The following is a 21,402-nucleotide window of genomic DNA, read 5'->3' on the forward strand; positions in this document are numbered from 1 at the left end:
CCCGAAGGGCCGCTTTCAGGCTCAGGCCAGCGTGGTTGTTTCAGCAGGAAGTTCGGTGCCTTTGAGCAGGATGAGCTTGCCGATGAATTTATTGGCCGCGTCAAAACGTTTGTCCAGTTGCTCCAGCCGACTGCTTTCGGCAACCACGGATGCGCCGGAAGGTGCACTGTAGGGGCGGAAAATCATGTCGTTTTCATCGCCGATCAATTTGAGCTGCTTCTCGGCTACGTCGTAGAGCTGCTCAAGCGACGTCAGCCGAACACTCGCCGACTCTGTCGCACGCTCAACCATCTTGAGCGCCGGTGCATCCATTCCTTCGCGAATCGCCATGATGTTGTTGGCCATCACTTCAATGCGCAGTTCGGCCAGTTGCAAGCGCGACTCGATGTCAGCCGGCGCTGCTCCCACGGTACTGGCTGCCGCAGCCTGGGTGCCGGTGGCCGGCTGGTGAATCGGCGGCAGGATAGGCGTCTGCGCAGCATATTGGCCTTTGATGGCCTCCCCGGTCCAGGCCGAGCCGGCGTAGGTCGCAATGCTCATTGGGGCACTCACGATACCGTTGATACCCGCATTGACGAAGGCATCTCGAGCCACGATGCCCAGCTTGGGCTCGTTGGAAAAAACGCCGGCCTTGTGCAAACGGTCAGCGACCATCAGGTTTTGCGTGACCTCAGCCAAGCTCTTCGGCGCTATATGGCTCTGAGAGGGTAAAACCGCAGCGGCTGGCCGGCCGGTAATCGTAGCCGCTATCTCACGGAAATTATCCTTCGCAGTTCTGACAGGCAGCTTCGGGCTTGATGGCAACGCAGCCGGCGCATGGGGCAACGTCGAGACAACACTGGGCGCACGTGGCAGGACAGGCGGCGTACGCCTGAAGACGTTGTTGAAAATGCCACGCTTGGAACGGACGTGATCATTCTGCGGCTCATCACTGGCAAACGTGTCAGCCGGAGCAGCGGGCACTGTAGACGCCTGGACAGGCGGTTGTTCAAATTGAAAGGGGGTCAACGGACGCAGATCGGTAATTCGCATAATCTTCACCTTGATGACTTCTGATACAGACAGGTTGATGACGCAAGCAAAGCCGAATTGCACCTCGGCCTTACTCAGTGCGTCCTTGAAAATGCCTGTCCGGTTCCAGAAAATCAGCGCCTCACACTAATCCCGAGGGATCGTACTGCGAGGGTCGCGATGAACTTACAAGCCTTTATGAAGAAACCAGGCTATGAGTGAAGTTGTCGTGCGATTCCGTATTTACGTAATTTTCTATAGAGCGTATTGCGACTGACCCCCAGTGCGACCGCCGTATGGCTCATATGCCAGTGCTGCTGCGTCAAGGCGGTGAGCAATGCACCGCGCTCGGCGGCATCCAGCGATGAGTCGGCCGGCGGTGCTGCGCTTGCCGTACCAAAGGGCGAATGGCGAACAGACGCCGGCAAATCCTCAAGCCGCACCCTGCCATCCGTGCACAATGCCACCAATGTGCGCAACACCATGCGCAACTGCCGCACATTTCCCGGCCAGGCGAACGCCAACAGTGCCTGGCGTACCGTTGGATCGAGCACGATCGATTGATCCTGCGCCTCCTGGTTCAGCAAGAAATCCAGCAACTGCGATTTATCAGCGCGATCCCTCAGGGCCGGCAAGGGAATCTCCAGGCCATTGAGTCGGTAGTACAAATCCTCGCGGAAGCTGCCGTCCTGCACCCGTGTCGACAAGTTGCGATGGGTCGCACTGATGATTCTGACGTCGACCGCTATAGGCTCGCCGCCAATGGGCACCACCTGACGGTCCTCCAGCACTCTGAGCAGACGCGTCTGCAACGCCAGCGGCATATCCCCGATTTCATCCAGGAACAAGGTGCCACCATCCGCTTGATGCAGCTTGCCGTGCATGCCCTCTTTGCGGGCGCCGGTAAAACTGCCGCCTCGATAGCCGAACAGTTCACTCTCGATCAGGCTTTCCGGAATGGCCGCGCAATTGAGCGCGATGAACGGTTTGTCTGCCCGCTGGCTGGCCTGGTGCACGGCCTTGGCGAAGGCTTCCTTGCCGGAGCCGGTCTCGCCGTTGATCAACAGCGGCACATCACGTTCGAACACTCGCAGCGCCTTGCCAAAATCGACTTGCAGCGCCGGATCGTCCAGGCAGATGCCCGGCGACCGGGGCGGTTGCGGCCTGGCCAGCCGGGGCGGAACACTGCGCACCTGGCCACGCAGCGCAGCGAACAAAGGCCGGCCATCGCGGGTGCGCAACGGCCAACTGGCGGTGGCATTGGCACTGGCGCGGCCGAGCAGTTGGTCGAGCGAACACTCGAAGAATGCCTCCACCGGCTGCCCCAACAGGGCACCACGCACCTGCCCCAGCAGGTTCAACGCGCTCTGGTTGACCGCACAGATGCGGCCTTCGCCATCGAACGCCAGCAGGCCCTCACTGAACAGGCCCACGGACTCGGCCTGCAGATGGAAACGCAGCAGCCACTGGTTATCGAAATGCCGCAGGAAGTAACAGCTTTCGATCATTTTTGCCGACAGGTTGACCAGCGCCATGGTGTGGAACTGGCTTTGGCGCGAGACCGCCTCCCGGGCCGATGACACATCCAGCACCGCGAGCAGTTCGCCATGGGGGTCGAACACCGGGCTGGCCGAGCAGGTCAGCCCGGTATGCCGGCCTCGAAAGTGCTCATCGCGGTGAATAGTCAGGGACTGGCGCTCCACCAGGCAGGTGCCGATGCCATTGGTGCCCTCGCAGGCTTCGCTCCAGTCGGCCCCCAGCCACAACCCGGCGCGTTCGAAGATCCGGCGCTCGGACGGCGCAGTGACACAATTGAGGATCACCCCGCGCGCATCGGTCAGCAGCACCGCATGACCTGCGCCCGAAAGTTGCTGGTGCAGGCTGTTCATCTCGCTACCGGCAATGTGCAGCACTTGCTGCAGGCGCTCCCGGCTCTCGAGCAGACGACCGTGTTCCAACACAGTGGGTGCAATGGTCAATGCAGGGTCGAGGTGGTAGTCCTCCAGGCAACGCAGCCAGGAGCGCGCGATGGACGGATCGCTGGACGGATCGCGGCCATGGGCCACGGTGAGGACTTGCTGGGCATGGCGACTGAAATGATCGTTGTGCATTTCTTATTATTCTCCCGGCGTGAGAACGGCCAGCATCCTCCAGCCATCCCGCCATTGCAATCCCGGGCGGACCCACCGGTCACCGGCTGTACCGCAGGTGGCACAAACTGTCACACCCACTGTGTCAGCCGTGCCACAGCAACGCCTTGCAACAAACCCTAACCTATTGATTTATCTGGCCTGCAAAGCAGTGGCCCAACCTTTGCTCTACGCTTCATAACGCGCTCGATGCGCTGCACTCCCAATAAACACAAGAGCCAGGAGATACCCACCATGCGTTACGCACACCCCGGTACTGAAGGCGCGATCGTTTCGTTCAAGGCCAAGTACGGCAACTACATCGGTGGCGAATTCGTTGCGCCGGTCGACGGCAACTATTTCACCAACACCTCGCCGGTCAACGGCAAGCCCATCGCCGAATTCCCCCGCTCCACCGCCAAAGACATCGACAAGGCGCTGGACGCCGCCCATGCCGCCGCCGACGCCTGGGGCAAGACCTCGGCCCAGGACCGCTCGCTGGTCCTGTTGAAAATCGCCGACCGCATCGAACAGAACCTCGAACTGCTGGCCATCACCGAAACCTGGGACAACGGCAAGGCCGTGCGTGAAACCCTCAACGCCGACATCCCGCTGGCCGCCGATCACTTCCGTTACTTCGCCGGCTGCATCCGCGCCCAGGAAGGCACCAGCGCCGAGATCAACGAACACACGGCCTCCTACCACTTCCATGAACCGCTGGGCGTGGTCGGCCAGATCATCCCGTGGAACTTCCCGCTGCTGATGGCCGCGTGGAAACTCGCCCCGGCCCTGGCCGCCGGCAACTGCGTGGTGCTCAAGCCCGCCGAGCAGACCCCGCTGGGCATCAACGTGCTGCTGGAAGTCATCGGCGACCTGCTGCCACCGGGCGTGCTGAACGTTGTGCACGGTTTCGGCAAGGAAGCAGGTGAAGCATTGGCCACCAGCAAACGCATCGCCAAGATCGCCTTCACCGGCTCCACCCCGGTGGGTTCGCACATCATGCATGCGGCGGCCGAGAACATCATTCCGTCCACCGTCGAGCTGGGCGGCAAGTCGCCGAACATCTTCTTCGACGACATCATGAAGGCCGAACCGTCCTTTATTGAAAAAGCCGCCGAAGGCCTGGTGCTGGCGTTCTTCAACCAGGGCGAAGTGTGCACTTGCCCGTCCCGTGCGCTGGTGCAAGAGTCGATCTATCCGGAATTCATGAAAGTGGTGATGAAGAAGATCGAGTCGATCAAGCGCGGTGACCCGCTGGACACCGACACCATGGTCGGGGCCCAGGCGTCCGAGCAGCAGTTCGACAAGATCCTGTCGTACCTGGAAATCGCCAAGGGCGAAGGTGCGCAACTGCTGACCGGCGGCAAGGTCGAGAAACTCAGCGGGGATATGGCCGGCGGTTATTACATCCAGCCGACCCTGCTCAAGGGCACCAACGAGATGCGCGTGTTCCAGGAAGAAATCTTCGGCCCGGTGGTAAGCATCACCACCTTCAAGGACGAAGCCGAAGCCCTGGCCATCGCCAACGACACCGAGTTCGGCCTCGGCGCCGGCGTGTGGACCCGCGACATCAACCGCGCCTACCGCATGGGCCGAGCGATCAAGGCGGGCCGAGTGTGGACCAACTGCTACCACCTGTACCCGGCACACGCCGCGTTCGGCGGTTACAAGAAGTCCGGTGTGGGGCGCGAGACGCACAAGATGATGTTGGATCACTACCAGCAGACCAAGAACCTGCTGGTGAGCTACGACATCAACCCATTGGGCTTCTTCTAACCTCCCCTGCTGGCAGGTGACCAGCTTCCGACTTGATATGCGATCAAGTGTGGGAGCTGGCTTGCCTGCGAATGCAGTGGGTCAGCCCAATGTGTGTTGGCTGACAGAACGCTATCGCAGGCAAGCCAGCTCCCACATTTGAACTTCGCAAATAGCTGCTACCTCATCCGGCGCAAGCAGGCCGAGTTAAAACAATAAGAATGGAAGGTACTTCCCCATGCCTAGCGAACCTGCAAGTTCATCGGTCGACTTCGAAAAAGTCGACTCCCACTACTTCCAACAACGCGAACTGAAAAAAGGCGCCGCCGGCTGGGTGTTACTGGTTGGCCTTGGCGTGGCTTATGTGATCTCCGGCGACTACGCCGGCTGGAACTTCGGCCTGGCCCAGGGTGGCTGGGGAGGGATGTTCCTCGCCACATTGTTGATGGCCACCATGTACCTGTGCATGTGCTTTTCGTTGGCCGAGCTGTCTTCCATGATTCCGACCGCCGGTGGCGGCTACGGCTTTGCCCGCAGCGCCTTTGGTCCCTGGGGTGGGTTCCTCACGGGCACCGCCATCCTGATCGAATACGCCATCGCCCCCGCCGCCATCGCGGTGTTTATCGGCGCCTATTGCGAGTCGCTGTTCGGCATCGGCGGCTGGATGATTTACCTGGCGTTCTACGTCCTGTTTATCGGCATCCACATCTTCGGTGTGGGCGAAGCCTTGAAGCTGATGTTCGTGATCACCGCCATCGCCGCCATCGCCCTCGGTGTGTTCCTGGTGTCGATGGTGCCGCACTTCAGCGTGGCCAACCTGCTGGACATTCCAGTGACTGAGGCCAAGGGCGCCAGTACTTTCCTGCCGTTCGGCTACGTGGGCGTATGGGCAGCGATTCCCTATGCCATCTGGTTTTTCCTCGCGGTGGAAGGCGTGCCCCTGGCTGCCGAAGAAACCAAGAACCCCAAGCGCGACCTCCCCCGCGGCCTGATCGGTGCCATTGTGGTGTTGACCAGTTTCGCCCTGCTGATTCTGGTGATCGCACCGGGCGGAGCGGGCACTTACGCGCTGATCAAATCCGGCAACCCGCTGGTGGAAGCGCTGGCGCTGTCCTACGGCGGCTCAACGTGGATGGGCGGCTTCGTCAACCTGGTGGGCCTGGCCGGGCTGATCGCCAGCTTTTTCTCGATCATCTACGCCTATTCGCGACAGATTTTTGCCTTGTCCCGCGCCGGCTACCTGCCGCGCAAGTTGTCCCAGACCAACAAAAGCAAGGCGCCGGTGCTGGCACTGGTGATTCCCGGCATCATCGGTTTCGGGCTGTCGCTGACCGGCCAGGGTGATTTGCTGATCCTGGTGGCCGTGTTCGGCGCGACCATTTCCTACGTGCTGATGATGGCCGCGCACATCACCCTGCGCATCCGGCGCCCCAAGATGGAGCGTCCATACCGCACACCGGGCGGCATCTTCACCTCTGGAGTTGCCCTGGTACTGGCCTGCGTGGCCGTGGTGGCGGGCTTTCTGGTGGATCCACGGGTGGTGATTGGCGCGGCGATCATCTATGGAGTATTAATTGCTTACTTTGCTTTCTACAGCCGGCATCACTTGGTAGCAGGCACGCCCGAGGAGGAATTCGCGGCGATCCAGGCCGCAGAGGCCGCCTTGCACTAGCCGTAAACCTCGACGCGGGAGCTTTGTCTCACGCTGCCCGCGTCGCCAAGGAGACACTGTATGGCAAGTTTTTCCCACGCGGTGGGTACACAAACCTACCGCTTTGACAGCCTCAAGGACGTGATGGCCAAGGCCAGCCCGGCGCGTTCCGGGGACTTCCTCGCGGGCGTAGCGGCGCAAAACGACGGCGAGCGAGTGGCCGCGCAAATGGCCCTGGCGGACATTCCGCTCAAGCACTTTCTGCAAGAAGCGCTGATCCCCTACGAAAACGACGAAGTCACCCGGCTGATCATCGACACCCACGACCAGCAGGCATTTGCCCCGGTCAGCCACCTGACCGTCGGCGGCCTGCGCGACTGGCTGCTCAGTGACGCCGCCGACGAACACTCCCTGCGTGCCTTGGCGCCCGGTCTGACACCGGAAATGGCCGCCGCCGTGTCCAAGATCATGCGCGTGCAGGACTTGGTGCTGGTGTCGCAGAAGATCCGCGTGGTCACGCAGTTTCGCGGCACCCTGGGCCTGCGCGGGCGTCTGTCGACCCGCCTGCAACCCAATCACCCCACCGACGAACCGGCGGGCATTGCCGCGAGCATTCTCGACGGCCTGCTCTATGGCAACGGCGACGCCATGATCGGCATCAACCCGGCCACCGACAGCATCGCCTCGATCTGCGCCATGCTGGAAATGCTCGATGCGATCATCCAGCGCTACGAAATCCCTACCCAGGCCTGTGTGCTCACCCACGTCACCACCTCGATTGAAGCGATTAACCGGGGCGTGCCGCTGGACCTGGTGTTCCAGTCGATCGCCGGCACCGAGGCGGCCAACGCCAGCTTCGGCATCAGCCTGAGCGTGTTGCAGGAAGGTTACGACGCCGGCCTGAGCCTGAAGCGCGGCACCCTGGGCCAGAACCTGATGTATTTCGAAACCGGCCAGGGCAGCGCCTTGTCGGCCAACGCGCACTTCGGTGTCGACCAGCAAACCTGCGAAACCCGCGCCTATGCGGTGGCCCGGCACTTCAAGCCGTTTCTGGTGAACACCGTGGTTGGCTTCATCGGCCCCGAATACCTGTACAACGGCAAGCAAATCATCCGCGCCGGCCTCGAAGACCACTTCTGCGGCAAGTTGCTGGGCGTACCCATGGGTTGCGACATCTGCTACACCAACCACGCCGAAGCCGACCAGGACGACATGGACACCCTGCTGACCCTGCTGGGCGTGGCCGGGATCAACTTCATCATGGGCATCCCCGGTTCCGACGACATCATGCTCAACTACCAGACCACCTCGTTCCACGACGCCCTCTACGCCCGGCAAACACTGGGTTTGAAACCAGCGCCGGAGTTCGAACAGTGGCTGGCGAAAATGGGCATCTTCACGCAAGCCGACGGCAAGGTGCATTTCGGCAACAGCCTGCCACCGGCGTTTCGCCAAGCCCTGGCGCAATTGGGATGAAGGAGCCGCCCGTGGAACTCGACCTGCCCGACAACCCGTGGCTGGAACTGCGCCGCCTGACGCCGGCGCGCATTGCCCTGGGCCGCACCGGCACCAGCATCCCGACCCGCGCGCAACTGGACTTTCAGTTCGCCCATGCCCAGGCACGCGATGCGGTACACCTGCCCTTCGACCATGCCGGCCTGAGCCGCCAACTGGCTGAGCGTGGGCGTGACAGCCTGTTGCTGCACAGCGCCGCCACCGACCGTCACAGCTATCTGCAACGTCCGGACCTGGGACGACGCTTGAGCGATGAGTCGGCCCGGTTGCTGCGCGATCATGCGTCAGCCAATCCCGGCGGCGTGGACTTGGCGGTGGTCGTCGCTGATGGTCTGTCGGCGCTGGCGGTGCACAAACACACCTTGCCGTTTCTGACGCGCATGGAGGAACAGACCCACGTCGAAGGCTGGTCCCTGTCGCCGGTGATCCTCGTGGAACAGGGCCGTGTAGCGGTGGCCGATGAAGTGGGCCAGTTGCTGGGCGCCAAAATGGTGGTGATCCTGATCGGCGAACGGCCAGGCCTCAGCTCACCGGACAGCCTGGGCTTGTACTTCACCTACAACCCCAAGGTCGGCCTGACCGATGCGTACCGCAATTGCATCTCCAACATACGCCTGGAAGGCCTGAGCTACGGCATGGCGGCCCATCGCCTGCTTTACTTGATGCGAGAGGCGTGTCGCCGGCAGCTGTCGGGGGTCAACCTCAAGGACGAGGCGCAGGTGCAGACCATCGAATCGGATGATCCGGACCTGATGAAAGGCAATTTCCTGCTCAGCTCACCGGATGACTGATTGCTGCACGATTGCGCTTTTTGGCGCCATTAGGCAGCATCAAGTCACGGCCGCTTGTGTGGTCATCCCCCCTTTGGAAGTTGAGGCCTGGCATGCGGATTACTCAAGCGACCCTGGAACACTTGGACCTGTTGACCCCGCTGTTCGTCAAATACCGTGAGTTCTACGGAGCGCTGCCCTTCCCGGACTCGTCGCGGGACTTTCTGGAAAAGCGCCTGCGACGCAAGGAGTCAGTGATTTACCTGGCCCTGGCGGATGATGACGACAAGAAACTGCTCGGATTTTGCCAGCTGTACCCGAGCTTTTCGTCGCTGTCGCTCAAGCGGGTGTGGATCCTCAATGACATCTACGTCGCTGAAGACGCCCGCCGGCAACTGGTGGCGGACAACCTGATGCGCACCGCGAAGAAAATGGCCAAGGAGACCCACGCGGTCCGGCTGCGGGTGTCCACCAGCAGCGACAACGAAGTCGCGCAGAAGACCTATGAGTCGATCGGGTTTCGCGAAGACACCGAATTCAAGAACTACACATTGCCGATCAGCGAAGACTGACCCCAATCGCCCAAACACCGCGAATCCCCTGTGGGAGCGGGCTTGCTCGCGAAAGTTGAGTGTCAGTCGACACACCTGGTGCTGACCCACCGCATTCGCGAGCAAGCCCGCTCCCACATTTGGATCGCGTGCGCCAAGTCCCTGCACGACATCCCCCGCTACAAAACCAACACGCTTTTCACCTCTCGATCCGTATAATGCGGACCTTTCAGGGTTGTAAGAATCTCGACTTACACTTGTAGCCTTATTACCCGAGCTACCGCACAGGCCTGCTGAGCCGGGCCATTCACACAGGTGCCATCCATGGATTTCAACCCGCTTGACCTTATCCTGCATCTCGACATGTACCTCGACCTGCTGGTAACCAACTACGGTCCGTGGATCTACGCCATTCTGTTTATGGTGATCTTTTGCGAAACCGGCCTGGTGGTCATGCCGTTCCTGCCGGGCGACTCCCTGCTGTTCATCGCCGGCGCAGTGGCCGCAGGCGGCGGCATGGACCCGGTACTGCTGGGCGGTCTTTTGATGCTGGCGGCGATTCTGGGTGACAGCACCAACTATGTGATCGGGCGAACGGCGGGCGAGCGCTTGTTCAACAACCCGAACTCGAAAATATTCCGCCGCGACTACCTGCAAAAAACCCATGACTTCTACGACCGCCATGGCGGCAAGACCGTGACCCTGGCGCGTTTTCTGCCGATCCTGCGCACCTTTGCGCCCTTCGTGGCCGGTATCGCCAAGATGCCTTACGCGCGATTCTTCGGCTTCAGCGTGCTCGGCACCATCCTCTGGGTCGGCGGCCTGGTGACCCTGGGCTATTTCTTCGGCAATGTGCCGTTCATCAAGAAGCACCTGTCGCTGCTGGTGGTATTCATCATCCTGCTGTCGCTGGTCCCGATGATCATCGGTGTATTCCGCAGCCGGTTTGGCCGCGCGTCGTCCGAAGCCAAGCCACAGTAACCGCTGATGTGGTCCCTCAGTGCCTGGCGCCGCAAGCGCCTGCTGGCCCGGCACCCGATTGCCGATGACACCTGGCAGCGGGTGCGCCACCACCTGACTTTTCTCGATGGCATCAGCGCCGAGCAGGACCAATGGTTGCGCGAAGCCTGCGTGGTGTTTCTCGATGAAAAACACCTCACCGCCCTGCCCGGCGTCGAACTGCACCAGGAACAACGCCTGCTGCTCGCCGCCCAGGCCCAACTGCCGCTGATGAACCTGGGTGATCTCGACTGGTACCAGGGTTTTCACGAGATCGTGCTCTACCCTGACGACTTCCTCAGCCCCCAGCGCCATCGCGATGCCAGCGGCGTGGAACACGAGTGGGACGGCGAGCACAGCGGGGAAGCCTGGCAACAGGGTCCGGTGATTCTGGCTTGGCCCGGGGTACTGGCCAGTGGCAACTGGGAAGGCTACAACCTGGTGATCCACGAACTGGCTCACAAGCTCGACATGCTCAACGGCGACGCCAACGGCCTGCCGCCGCTGCACAGCGATATGCGCGTGCAAGAGTGGGCCAGCGTAATGCAGAGCGCCTTTGATGACCTCAACCGTCAGCTGGACGCCGACCCGGAGGCAGAGACCGGGATCGATCCCTACGCCGCCGAAAACCCCGCGGAATTCTTTGCCGTCACCAGCGAATATTTTTTCAGCGCCCCGGATTTACTGGTCAGTTGCTATCCACAGGTGTATGCACAGCTCGGCCACTTTTATCGCCAGGATCCTCTGGCCCGCCTGCACCAACTGCAAGCCGGCGACCCGCGTTATCAGCCTCGCGACGAATGACCGTACGACGTCTGGCGCATGGCATCGGCGGCAGAATGTGCCTATAATCGCCGCCACTTTTAGGCCAATCCGGCCAAGTTTCTTGGCCAACTAACGGGGGCAACGCCCAATGAGCTACAGCAAGATTCCGGCTGGCAAAGACCTGCCGAACGACATCTACGTCGCCATCGAGATTCCGGCCAACCACGCGCCGATCAAATACGAAATCGACAAAGACAGCGACTGCCTGTTCGTTGACCGTTTCATGGCCACCCCGATGTTCTACCCGGCCAACTACGGTTTCATCCCCAACACCCTGGCGGACGACGGTGACCCCCTCGACGTGCTGGTCGTGACCCCTTACCCGGTTGCGCCAGGCTCGGTGATCCGCGCGCGCCCGGTCGGCATCCTGAACATGACCGACGACGGCGGCGGCGATGCCAAAGTAATCGCGGTGCCCCACGACAAGTTGTCTCAACTGTACGTGGACGTGAAGGAGTACACCGACCTGCCCGCACTGCTGCTGGAACAGATCAAACACTTCTTCGAGAACTACAAAGACCTCGAAAAAGGCAAATGGGTGAAGATCGACGGTTGGGGCAACGCAGACGCCGCCCGCGCCGAGATCCTCAAGTCGGTCGCTGCCTACAAAGGCTGATACCGCACCTCATTGCTTCGGCAATCGAAAAGCCCCGACTGTTCGGGGCTTTTTCATGGGCGCAACTAAACGACAAGTTCAGCTGCAAACAACTTGTGTTTACTCGGATACAACATCCGAAAGATCAGGCCACAAACCGGTAAAAACCTACATGCGCAACTCAACGCATGGTTTATTTGATCTGTTGTCTCCGCCAGTAAACTCAGCGTTTATGAATACATCAGGTGATCGCTTAAAAGCACTATTACGGGAAGTTCATCTTTCCGCTTCGGACTTCGCCAAGAACCGTGGCGTCACGCCTCAACACGTGAACAACTGGTTCAAACGCGGTGTACCCATGGGCCGACTCAACGAGATCGCGGAGCTGCTATGCATCTCCAGTCGCTGGCTGCGCACTGGCGAAGGTCCCAAACACCCACCGGCCAACTTTCTACTGGAAGGCCCGGGATCAAGACAAGGACTCCAACCCACCCGCGAAGACAACGGCAAGTACCTCACAGCCCCCGCCTGCACCCCGGAAAAAATCGACGTGGAACTGCCGCTCCACACCACCTTCGCTTCGACCGAACGCATTCGCGTCGCCCTGCACACCCTCGAAGCACTCAACGTAAACCCCGACCGTGCCCTGGGTGCGTACATGGTCGACAACAGCATGATCGAGATCATCCAGCAAGGCGCCACTCTCGCCATCGACCGTGGCCGCACCCAGATCATCGACGGCGAAATCTACGCCGTCGAACACGACGGCATGCTGCGCATCAAGTACCTCTACAACCGCCCGGGCGGTGGTTTACGCATGCGCAGCCACAACGCCAGCGAACACCCGGACGAATACCTGACCTTCGATCAACGCTTCGAACAAAACTTCCAGATCCTGGGTTGGGTGTTCTGGTGGTCCACCCTCAACAACCGCCGCCCACCCGTACCGCTGGACGAACATCTACTGGGCTGGGAAGGCTCTAAATCGGATCCAGAGGTGGGCATTTGAGGTGAATGTGGGTATGATGCGGCCCACCTTTGGCAGGGGGTGGCTTAACGCTATCCACCCTGTCTGGCGACGCGGAGGAGTTCCCGCAGATGCCTCGACCAGTCAGCCCGACGCAATGTGGGCTGAGCGATTTGAAGGCTGGTGAGGTTTGTCAAAAACAAGCTGAAGCAGTCCCCGAGAAGCCGGCCACAAGCCGGCTTTTTAATGCCCCTTCCCCAGGAAACATGGCCTTAACGAAGCATTGCTTACACCAGCCCATAGCGACACGTCCCGCACACGCGCTTTCACTCCTGAGCGGCACGTAAAGCATAAGTCGCTTGATTTACGTGCCGTTCTAGAGGGCGCTTCGCTCAACGGCTCAACGCCTGCGCATACTTCCCACATGCCCCGACATCACCGTCATACGACGCGTTGCGAATAATCTCCTGGCCATCCACTTCGACATCAATCTTGCACGTCGCATTCATCTGCACGGTGGTCCCGCCGATGCTGGTCCCCGAATAGGTGGATTTACCGGTACCGGTCGGCACTTTACCGGTGGAGACGCTGCTGCTTGGCTGATAGGTGGACACCATTTGCGAGGTGGTCCAGGTGTAGACGTGGCGGCCGGCCAACGTTCGCTCGCTGGTCGGGACGCCCAGCCTGTCGATCGCCACGGACACAGGTTGCCCCCGCAGGCGAGCGAAGCCGTTGTCCAGTTGGTCGGTCACACATGCCGAAAGCAGCAGCAGGGGAAACAGCACAAACAATCCCTTCACGTTTTTTATTCTCCGAAATTTTTGGGTTAGATACAGGACGCACCCGGAGAAATATAACCGATTTGGTAGAATACCTACCAAATCGGTTTGTTTTGTTTTTGTAAAGGCGCCTTCGACAACTGTCCCCCTCCAGTTGACAGTTAAACGCTTTCAAGCTGATTTATCCCCACTCACCCACCCATTAATCTGTGCCCATGTTGAACGCAACGCCTAACCTACCTAAACAAAAAGGGATCCAACCATGAGCACTCCAACTTACAACCGCTTGAACAAAGACGACGCCATCGTGTTGCTGGTCGACCACCAGACCGGCCTGATTTCCCTTGTGCAGGACTTCTCGCCCAACGAGTTCAAGAACAACGTGCTCGCCCTGGCTGACCTGGCCAAGTTCTTCGAACTGCCGACCATCCTCACCACCAGCTTCGAACAAGGCCCCAATGGTCCGCTGGTGCCGGAGCTCAAGGAAATGTTCCCGGACGCGCCGTACATCGCCCGCCCCGGTCAGATCAACGCCTGGGACAACGAAGATTTCGTCAAGGCGATCAAGGCCACGGGCCGCAAGCAGATCATCATTGCCGGTGTGGTCACGGATGTGTGCGTCGCGTTCCCGACCTTGTCGGCGCTGGCGGAAGGGTTTGAGGTGTTTGTGGTGACGGATGCTTCGGGCACCTTCAACACTACCGTGCAACAGGCCGCCTGGAGCCGCATGACCCAAGCCGGCGCACAGATGATGAACTGGTTTTCGGTGGCCTGTGAGTTGCACCGCGACTGGCGCAACGACATCGAAGGCCTGGGCAATCTGCTGTCCCAACGCATTCCGAACTACCGCAACCTGATGAACGGTTACGCGGCGCTCACCGCCCACGCGCGCTAAGCGTTATCGCCCTCTGCAACAAGCCTGCGCTGAAACCGCAGGCTTTTTTGCGTCCGTTCGCCGGACGCGTTCGAGGCTTGGAAAAATCAAGTCGCTGTGAATTGTTGTGAAGACTTTGCGAAATGATGAATTTCCCGTGATAGGTTCCAAATCACTCTAATTCACCGCCTTCACCGATTTACCAGCGAACTAGCGGCGCACCCTTGATACCAACTAAAAAGTTTCGGGCATTTGCCCTGGAAGTTGTAGAGCTCTGCGCGTTTTAAAAAAGCAGGGACTTTTAAACCGGTGCCGATGGAACTTTCGGCGTAGCAATTACATTCGGAGAATGACCATGGTAGCGAAGGTAGAACCCACCCCCAAGGACGCCCCGGGCCCAGATAAAACTACCAATGCGGCCTGGGAAAAGTCTGTCAAGAATGCCTCTACGACGCCCAAGCCCACGCCACCGGATGAACTCGGCAAAGGCCAGAAACGCCCCGAAGGCGACAACCGCACCGCCCAGCAAATCATCGATGACACCCCGCTGCTCAAGTACCTGGGCAACCAGAGTGGCGTGAAAGACAACCTCAAGAAACAGGTCGGCGATTTCGACAAGGACGCCGACGCCGCCTACCGTGCGTCCAAAGTGCTGGAACACGTCGAGTACATCGACGAAAACGGCAAATTGACCGACGGCAAGGATGTCGGCAACAAGAGCATCGACGGTTTCACCAAAGACGGCGAGGCCCGCCATGGCACCGAGGCCGGGCGCCTGCAGGACTTCGGCAAATACGGCTACTCGAGCCTGCGTGGCGAGGTGGTGAAATCCGACCTGGGCGAGAAGCAGAAGCGCCCGGCGGGTGACAACCGCACCGCCAAGGAAATCATCGACGCCACGCCGCTGCTGCGCAACCTGGGCAACCAGAGCCATGTGAAGGACAACCTGAAGAAACAAGTGGGTGACTTCGAGAACGACGCCGACGCCGCCTACCGCGCCACCCAGGTGCTGGAGCACGTGGTCAGCCTCGATGAAAACGGCAAGTTGTTGACCGGCTATGACGCCCGCAACAAAGACAACGACAGCATCGACGGCTTCACCAAAGACAAGGAAGCCCGCCATGGCACTGAAGCCGGGCGCCTGCAGGACTTCGGCAAATACGGCTATTCAAGCCTCAAGGGCGACCTGGTTCACGTCAAGGACAAGACCCACACCGACAAGGCCGCACCGGCCGACGAGCCCAAAGACGTACAGGCCCTGCGCGACAAGTACCACATCCCGAGCTTCGGCGCCGAAGGGTTGATGGACATGGAGTTGCCCAACGACAAGACCGTGGGCGGCCAGACCGCCGAGAATTTTGTGCAGGGCATTCGCGACGACATCAAGAGCGGCAAGCTGGCCGAAGACTCGGACGAAGCGAAAATCGTCAAGTTGATGGACGCTCAGGCCGCGCTGGATAACGGCTATGACCTGTATGGCTACGCAGAAAGTATCAACTTGGGCAGCGGTACTTACCGTGAATCGGATAAGAGCCCGACCAAACTCAATGGCAAAGACGTCAAGGAGATGGTCGACGAAGAAAAACTCGCGAAAGAAATTTCCACGCTGATGAGCAAGGAAGGTATTAAAGACCGTTACGACACTGAACTTAAGAAAAGTGTCGGCAGCCTCTCGAAAGAGCGTCTGGACGAAGTTCGCGAACAAGTTTTCCCGGCACTCTTTAAAGAAGGCACTCGCGAAGCCAATTTGGACTTCGAAGACTATGTGATCGCCATGAACGACTCGGGCGATCCGAAAAAGTCGGAAATGGCCGAATTGGACGTGGACCGCTATTTCGAGTCCCTGCGCATCCTTGAGCCGGACAGCTACACCGCCCGTCGTCAGACCTTCGACCAGAACATGATGACGCACCAGCTCAACACCTACATGGAAAATCCTGACAAGGTTTCGCCAGAAAATGCCGAAAGCGGCCTGCGCGCAACGTTCACCATGGTCAAGAGTGGCATCAACACCCTGCTGGGTTCGCTCGACAAGGGCGATAAAACCTACGACATGTACAAGAAAATGAAGGATGAATTCGACATCCTCGACGGCCACATTTCCGGGCTGAAGCCGGAAGAAAACAGCAAGATCGCCGCCGCGATCCGCCAGGCGGCAGCCAGTGGCGACGCCGCAACCATCGACAAGGTCGTGGACGCCCAGCTCAAGGGCCTGTCGACCAATCGCGAAGAAACCGCCGGCTCACTGAAAAAACTGCTGCACTCGGCCAGTTCTACCGGGACCCTGGGGGCGATGTCGGGCACCATGAGCCTGGTCAGCGGCGCGCTTCAACTGGCCAACGGTGGCGGCTGGAAAAACATGACCACCGACCAGCAAATCGCCGCCGTGCGCGACCTGGTCGGCGGGTTGAGCTGGACCAACGACTTCCTCAAGTTTGGGTCGAACATCGTCGAAACCCTGGGCGGCACACAGAAAATGGACCCGGCTGCCGGCCCGGACGGCAAGCCGCAACCCAAGGTCAAGGCCACGGCCTGGCTCGGCCTGCTGGACGAGAACTTCCCGGATATCTGGGGCAACAAAGACACCAAGGCGGACAAACTCTCCACCGAGATCAATGACCGCATCGCCAAGTCCTCCGAGAGCCTCAAGTCCTATGACGTGACCCAGTTCACCCCGGATGAACTCAAGGAATACGAAAAGACCATCAAGTCCATTGGCGAGGCGATGGGCGTGAAAGACGTGCCGGGCAAACCCGGTATCCCTGACGGCACCAAGCCGAATACCGCCGTGGCGGCCGGGCGCTCCTTCCTGCGCTTCATGGGCGGCTCGGGCCTGGACATCACCGGCGGGGTCATGGACATCGTGTCCGGCGCGCGCAAACTCAAGAACGCCAAGACCGCACTGGAAAAGGTCGACGCGGCCTTCTCCCTCGGCGCCGGCGCCTCCGGCACCGGGATGGCGATCTCCAACACCGTTGCGATGTTTGCCCCCAAAGGCGCGCACCTCGCTGCCAAGCTGGCCGGTGACGTGGCCTCCACCGTCGTGCGCGGCCTGGCCATCGGCGCGCGCGTGGCTGGCCCGGTGTTTGCCGTGGCCGGCCTGGTCTTCGGCGTGGCCGGTACCTTGATCGCCGAGGCGGTGGAACACGCCAAGATGCAGAAACTGACGGACTCGCAAGGCAAGTTCTTCAAGGACCTGGCCGACGCCGGCGTGACCAAGGAAGACTGGGGCGACAAGCTCGAATACGCCCGCTATGCCTCTTATATGTATGGCGGACGGGACACGCCGGACGATAAGTCGATGTTCGACTACCAGTCGGACGAATGGAAACACTTCCAGCAGACCGAAGACAAAAAAGGCAGTTCGCTGGCCCGGCTTGCGCCTTACCTGCACAAGGACGGCGACCCCGACAGCAAGAACTTGTGGGAGAAGCACCTGTCGGGCGCCACCAGTTCCAGCGGCCCCCACGGCAGCGAGCGCCACACCGATGACTGGCGCCCCTGGGGCAGCACGGACATGGACGCGGGGAGCAAGAAAAAAGCCTGAGTGGACGATGAGCCGAATAGATTGCGCAATCGGCTCATTAAATGAGCCGAATAATCCCCCTATTCGGCTCATCGGCTTGTCACAGCCCTCGGGACGCGTTATCACGCCAGTAAAAAGGGCACATAACAACCCGCTCATTTGCCCCGCCCCCCCATGTCTGCTAGTGTCGCGCCGGTTTACCGTCTACCGGAATAGCCGCCATGGCCCGCAAAAAAGTAGCACTCGATTTCGAACAATCCCTCGCCGACCTGCAAACCCTGGTCGAGCGTCTGGAGAACGGCGAGTTGTCGCTGGAAGACTCGCTGACCGCGTTTGAACAAGGCATCGGCCTGACCCGCGACTGCCAGAGCGCACTGGCACAGGCGGAGCAGAAAGTGCAGGTGCTGCTCGAACGCGACGGCGAATTGGCCGAAGAGCCCTTCGATGCGGAACAGCCCGAATGATCGACGCGTATCAGGCCAGCAGCCAGGCCCGGGTCAACGCGGCGCTGGAACCCTTGTTCGTGGCGCCAAGCCCTGAACTCAAGCGCTTGTATGAAGCCATGCGCTACAGCGTGATGAATGGCGGCAAGCGCGTACGTCCGTTGCTGGCCTATGCGGCCTGCGAAGCACTAGGCACACCCGCCGAGCAAGCCAATGGCGCGGCCTGTGCGGTGGAATTGATCCACGCGTACTCCCTGGTGCATGACGATTTGCCGGCGATGGACGACGATGATCTGCGCCGCGGCCAGCCCACCACCCACAAAGCCTTTGATGAAGCCTGCGCGATCCTCGCCGGCGACGGCCTGCAAAGCCTGGCGTTCAGCGCCCTGCTGGACCCGACCTTGAGCGACGCGAGCGCCGAGATTCGCTTGCGCATGGTCAGCGCCCTGGCGTTGGCGGCGGGCCCTGCCGGTATGGTGGGTGGCCAGGCCATCGACCTCGGTTCGGTCGGCCAGAAGCTTGACCAGCACGCGCTGGAATATATGCACCGTCACAAGACCGGCGCCTTGATCGAGGCCTCCGTGCACCTGGGTGCCCTGGCCAGCGGTCGTGCCGACGCTGCGCAACTGGCCGCGCTGAAGACCTACTCCCGCGCCATCGGCCTGGCCTTCCAGGTGCAGGACGACATCCTCGACGTGGAAAGTGACACCGCCACCCTGGGCAAGCGCCAGGGTGCAGACATCGCCCGGGACAAGCCGACCTACCCCGCGCTGCTCGGGCTGGACGCCGCCAAGGCCTACGCCCTGGAACTGCGCGACCAGGCCCTGGACGCCCTGCGACCTTTCGACGCGGCGGCCGAGCCCCTGCGCGACCTGGCGCGGTATATCGTCGAACGCCGGCACTGACAACGGCGGCCATTGCGGCCGCATATCGGCCAAGTTCGGCGCTCTGCGTGGGCAGTTTGCGATGCTTGAGGTAAACTGCCGCCTCTTTCTATACCTATAACGATTCGCCTGATGCCCACGACGTTCCAAGAGATTCCCCGCAAGCGCCCGTCCACGCCCCTGCTCGACCGTGCTGCCACGCCGGACGGCCTGCGTCGACTGGGTGAAGCCGAGCTGGAAACCCTGGCCGATGAGTTGCGCCTCGAATTGCTCTACACGGTCGGTCAGACCGGTGGGCATTTCGGTGCCGGGCTGGGCGTCATCGAGCTGACCATCGCCTTGCACTACGTGTTCGATACCCCGGACGACCGGCTGGTGTGGGACGTGGGCCATCAGGCGTATCCGCACAAGATCCTCACCGGCCGCCGCGAGCGCATGCACACCTTGCGTCAGAAGGACGGCGTCGCCGCCTTCCCGCGCCGTTCCGAGAGTGAGTACGACACCTTTGGCGTCGGCCACTCCAGCACGTCCATCAGTGCCGCGCTGGGCATGGCCATTGCCGCCCGCCTGCAACACAGCGATCGCAAGGCCATCGCCGTGATCGGCGATGGTGCACTGACCGCCGGCATGGCCTTCGAAGCGCTGAACCATGCGCCGGAAGTGGACGCCAACATGCTGGTGATCCTCAACGACAATGACATGTCGATCTCGCGCAATGTCGGCGGCCTGTCGAACTACCTGGCCAAGATCCTCTCCAGCCGCACCTACGCCAGCATGCGCGAAGGCAGCAAGAAGGTGCTCTCGCGCCTGCCCGGCGCGTGGGAGATTGCCCGCCGCACCGAAGAATATGCCAAGGGCATGCTGGTACCCGGCACCTTGTTCGAAGAACTGGGCTGGAACTACATCGGTCCGATCGACGGCCATGACCTGCCGACCCTGATCGCCACCTTGCGCAACATGCGTGACCTCAAGGGCCCGCAATTCCTGCATATCGTGACCAAAAAAGGCAAAGGCTTCGCCCCGGCGGAAGTCGACCCGATCGGTTACCACGCCATCACCAAGCTGGAACCGCTGGACGCGCCTGCCGCTGCGCCGAAAAAAACCGGCGGGCCGAAGTACTCCGGTGTGTTCGGCGAATGGCTGTGCGACATGGCCGCCGCCGATCCGCGCCTGGTGGGCATCACCCCGGCGATGAAGGAAGGCTCTGACCTGGTAGCGTTCAGCGAACGTTTCCCGCTGCGCTATTTTGACGTGGCGATTGCCGAGCAACACGCGGTGACCTTCGCCGCCGGCATGGCCTGTGAAGGCGCCAAGCCAGTGGTGGCGATCTACTCCACCTTTCTGCAACGGGGTTATGACCAGCTTGTTCATGACGTGGCGGTGCAGAACCTCGACGTGCTGTTCGCCATCGACCGCGCCGGTTTGGTGGGAGAAGACGGCCCGACCCACGCCGGCAGCTTTGACTTGTCCTACCTGCGCTGCATCCCCGGCATGCTGGTGATGACCCCGAGCGACGAAAACGAACTGCGCAAGATGCTCAGCACCGGCCACCTGTACAACGGCCCCGCCGCCGTGCGCTACCCGCGCGGCAACGGCCCGAATGCGGTGATCGAGAAGGACCTTGAGCCCATCGAAATTGGCAAGGGCATCGTGCGTCGCCAAGGCCGCAACACCGCATTCCTGGTATTCGGCGTGCAATTGGCCGAAGCCCTGAAAGTCGCCGAGACGCTCGATGCCACGGTGGTCGACATGCGCTTCGTCAAGCCACTGGATGAAGCGCTGGTGCGCGAGATCGCCGGCAACCACGCGTTGCTGGTGACCGTCGAAGAAAACGCCATCATGGGCGGAGCCGGTGCGGCGGTCAGCGAATTCCTAGCGCGGGAGAATATCCTCAAGTCAGTGCTGCACCTGGGCTTGCCGGATGTATACGTGGAACACGCCAAGCCGGCGCAGATGCTGGCCGAATGCGGCCTGGATGAGGCCGGTATCGAGGCTTCGGTTCGCGAACGCCTGGCGCTGCTCGGTCTGTAACCCAGTTTCCCGGAAAAAACAGAGACTAAAATGTGGGAGCGGGCTTGCCCGCGAAAGCGGTGGGTCAGTCACTTCATAGGCTGGCTGACACACTGTT

17 protein-coding genes are annotated in these 21,402 nt (G+C 60.7%); 14 read left to right on the forward strand and 3 right to left on the reverse strand.

What is annotated here, in order from left to right:
* Positions 1-21 precede the first annotated feature (21 nt).
* Both ACW9IN_RS25745 and ACW9IN_RS25750 read right to left on the reverse strand, forming a co-directional pair.
* Positions 22-1,095, reverse strand: a complete 1,074-nt coding sequence (locus ACW9IN_RS25745; protein ID WP_457368485.1) for a hypothetical protein — start codon at positions 1,093-1,095, stop codon at positions 22-24.
* A gap of 128 nt (positions 1,096-1,223) precedes the next feature.
* Positions 1,224-3,122, reverse strand: a complete 1,899-nt coding sequence (locus ACW9IN_RS25750) for a sigma-54-dependent Fis family transcriptional regulator (protein WP_457368486.1) — start codon at positions 3,120-3,122, stop codon at positions 1,224-1,226.
* Between the two features lie 273 nt (positions 3,123-3,395).
* On the opposite strand from ACW9IN_RS25750, the gene exaC reads away from it, so the two are divergent.
* The 9 genes from exaC (at position 3,396) to ACW9IN_RS25795 (ending at position 12,810) form a co-directional block, all read left to right on the forward strand.
* Positions 3,396-4,916 (forward strand): acetaldehyde dehydrogenase ExaC, encoded by a 1,521-nt coding sequence (exaC, locus tag ACW9IN_RS25755; protein WP_457368487.1) that lies wholly within the window; start codon positions 3,396-3,398, stop codon positions 4,914-4,916.
* Between the two features lie 217 nt (positions 4,917-5,133).
* Positions 5,134-6,567, forward strand: a complete 1,434-nt coding sequence (gene eat, locus ACW9IN_RS25760; RefSeq protein ID WP_457368488.1) for an ethanolamine permease — start codon at positions 5,134-5,136, stop codon at positions 6,565-6,567.
* Between the two features lie 60 nt (positions 6,568-6,627).
* On the forward strand, positions 6,628-8,022 hold the full coding sequence (locus ACW9IN_RS25765) for an ethanolamine ammonia-lyase subunit EutB (protein WP_457368489.1): 1,395 nt from the start codon (positions 6,628-6,630) through the stop codon (positions 8,020-8,022).
* Positions 8,019-8,852: an ethanolamine ammonia-lyase subunit EutC gene (gene eutC / locus ACW9IN_RS25770; protein ID WP_457368490.1), complete on the forward strand. Its 834-nt coding sequence runs from the start codon at positions 8,019-8,021 to the stop codon at positions 8,850-8,852. The genes ACW9IN_RS25765 and eutC overlap by 4 nt, the downstream gene beginning before the upstream one ends.
* A 92-nt stretch (positions 8,853-8,944) precedes the next feature.
* On the forward strand, positions 8,945-9,403 hold the full coding sequence (locus ACW9IN_RS25775) for a GNAT family N-acetyltransferase (protein ID WP_038846327.1): 459 nt from the start codon (positions 8,945-8,947) through the stop codon (positions 9,401-9,403).
* 303 nt (positions 9,404-9,706) lie between these two features.
* Positions 9,707-10,363 carry a DedA family protein gene (locus ACW9IN_RS25780; RefSeq protein WP_457368491.1) on the forward strand — a complete coding sequence of 219 codons (657 nt, stop codon included), beginning with the start codon at positions 9,707-9,709 and terminating at the stop codon, positions 10,361-10,363.
* A gap of 6 nt (positions 10,364-10,369) precedes the next feature.
* Positions 10,370-11,185 (forward strand): M90 family metallopeptidase, encoded by an 816-nt coding sequence (locus ACW9IN_RS25785; protein WP_457368492.1) that lies wholly within the window; start codon positions 10,370-10,372, stop codon positions 11,183-11,185.
* Between the two features lie 109 nt (positions 11,186-11,294).
* A complete protein-coding gene (ppa, locus tag ACW9IN_RS25790; RefSeq protein WP_011063696.1) occupies positions 11,295-11,822 on the forward strand; it encodes an inorganic diphosphatase in 528 nt (175 codons plus the stop codon).
* Between the two features lie 211 nt (positions 11,823-12,033).
* Positions 12,034-12,810 (forward strand): LexA family transcriptional regulator, encoded by a 777-nt coding sequence (locus ACW9IN_RS25795; RefSeq protein ID WP_457368493.1) that lies wholly within the window; start codon positions 12,034-12,036, stop codon positions 12,808-12,810.
* Between the two features lie 350 nt (positions 12,811-13,160).
* Here the strand turns inward: ACW9IN_RS25795 and ACW9IN_RS25800 are convergent, their stop codons facing one another.
* On the reverse strand, positions 13,161-13,568 hold the full coding sequence (locus ACW9IN_RS25800) for a hypothetical protein (RefSeq protein ID WP_457368494.1): 408 nt from the start codon (positions 13,566-13,568) through the stop codon (positions 13,161-13,163).
* A 241-nt stretch (positions 13,569-13,809) separates the two neighbouring features.
* Here ACW9IN_RS25800 and ycaC point away from each other — a divergent pair, with 241 nt between their 5' ends.
* The 5 genes from ycaC (at position 13,810) to dxs (ending at position 21,305) form a co-directional block, all read left to right on the forward strand.
* A complete protein-coding gene (gene ycaC / locus ACW9IN_RS25805) occupies positions 13,810-14,442 on the forward strand; it encodes an isochorismate family cysteine hydrolase YcaC (RefSeq protein WP_457368495.1) in 633 nt (210 codons plus the stop codon).
* A 334-nt stretch (positions 14,443-14,776) separates the two neighbouring features.
* Positions 14,777-17,968 carry a hypothetical protein gene (locus tag ACW9IN_RS25810; RefSeq protein WP_457368496.1) on the forward strand — a complete coding sequence of 1,064 codons (3,192 nt, stop codon included), beginning with the start codon at positions 14,777-14,779 and terminating at the stop codon, positions 17,966-17,968.
* 200 nt (positions 17,969-18,168) lie between these two features.
* Complete coding sequence (locus ACW9IN_RS25815; RefSeq protein ID WP_003176346.1) at positions 18,169-18,411, forward strand: exodeoxyribonuclease VII small subunit; 243 nt, start codon at positions 18,169-18,171, stop codon at positions 18,409-18,411.
* Positions 18,408-19,295, forward strand: coding sequence for a (2E,6E)-farnesyl diphosphate synthase (gene ispA, locus ACW9IN_RS25820; protein ID WP_457368497.1), 888 nt, complete (start codon positions 18,408-18,410; stop codon positions 19,293-19,295). The genes ACW9IN_RS25815 and ispA overlap by 4 nt, the downstream gene beginning before the upstream one ends.
* Positions 19,296-19,406: 111 nt before the next feature.
* Positions 19,407-21,305, forward strand: coding sequence for a 1-deoxy-D-xylulose-5-phosphate synthase (gene dxs, locus ACW9IN_RS25825; RefSeq protein WP_457368498.1), 1,899 nt, complete (start codon positions 19,407-19,409; stop codon positions 21,303-21,305).
* Positions 21,306-21,402 lie beyond the last annotated feature (97 nt).

Source organism: Pseudomonas sp. SDO5271_S396 (assembly GCF_054071795.1).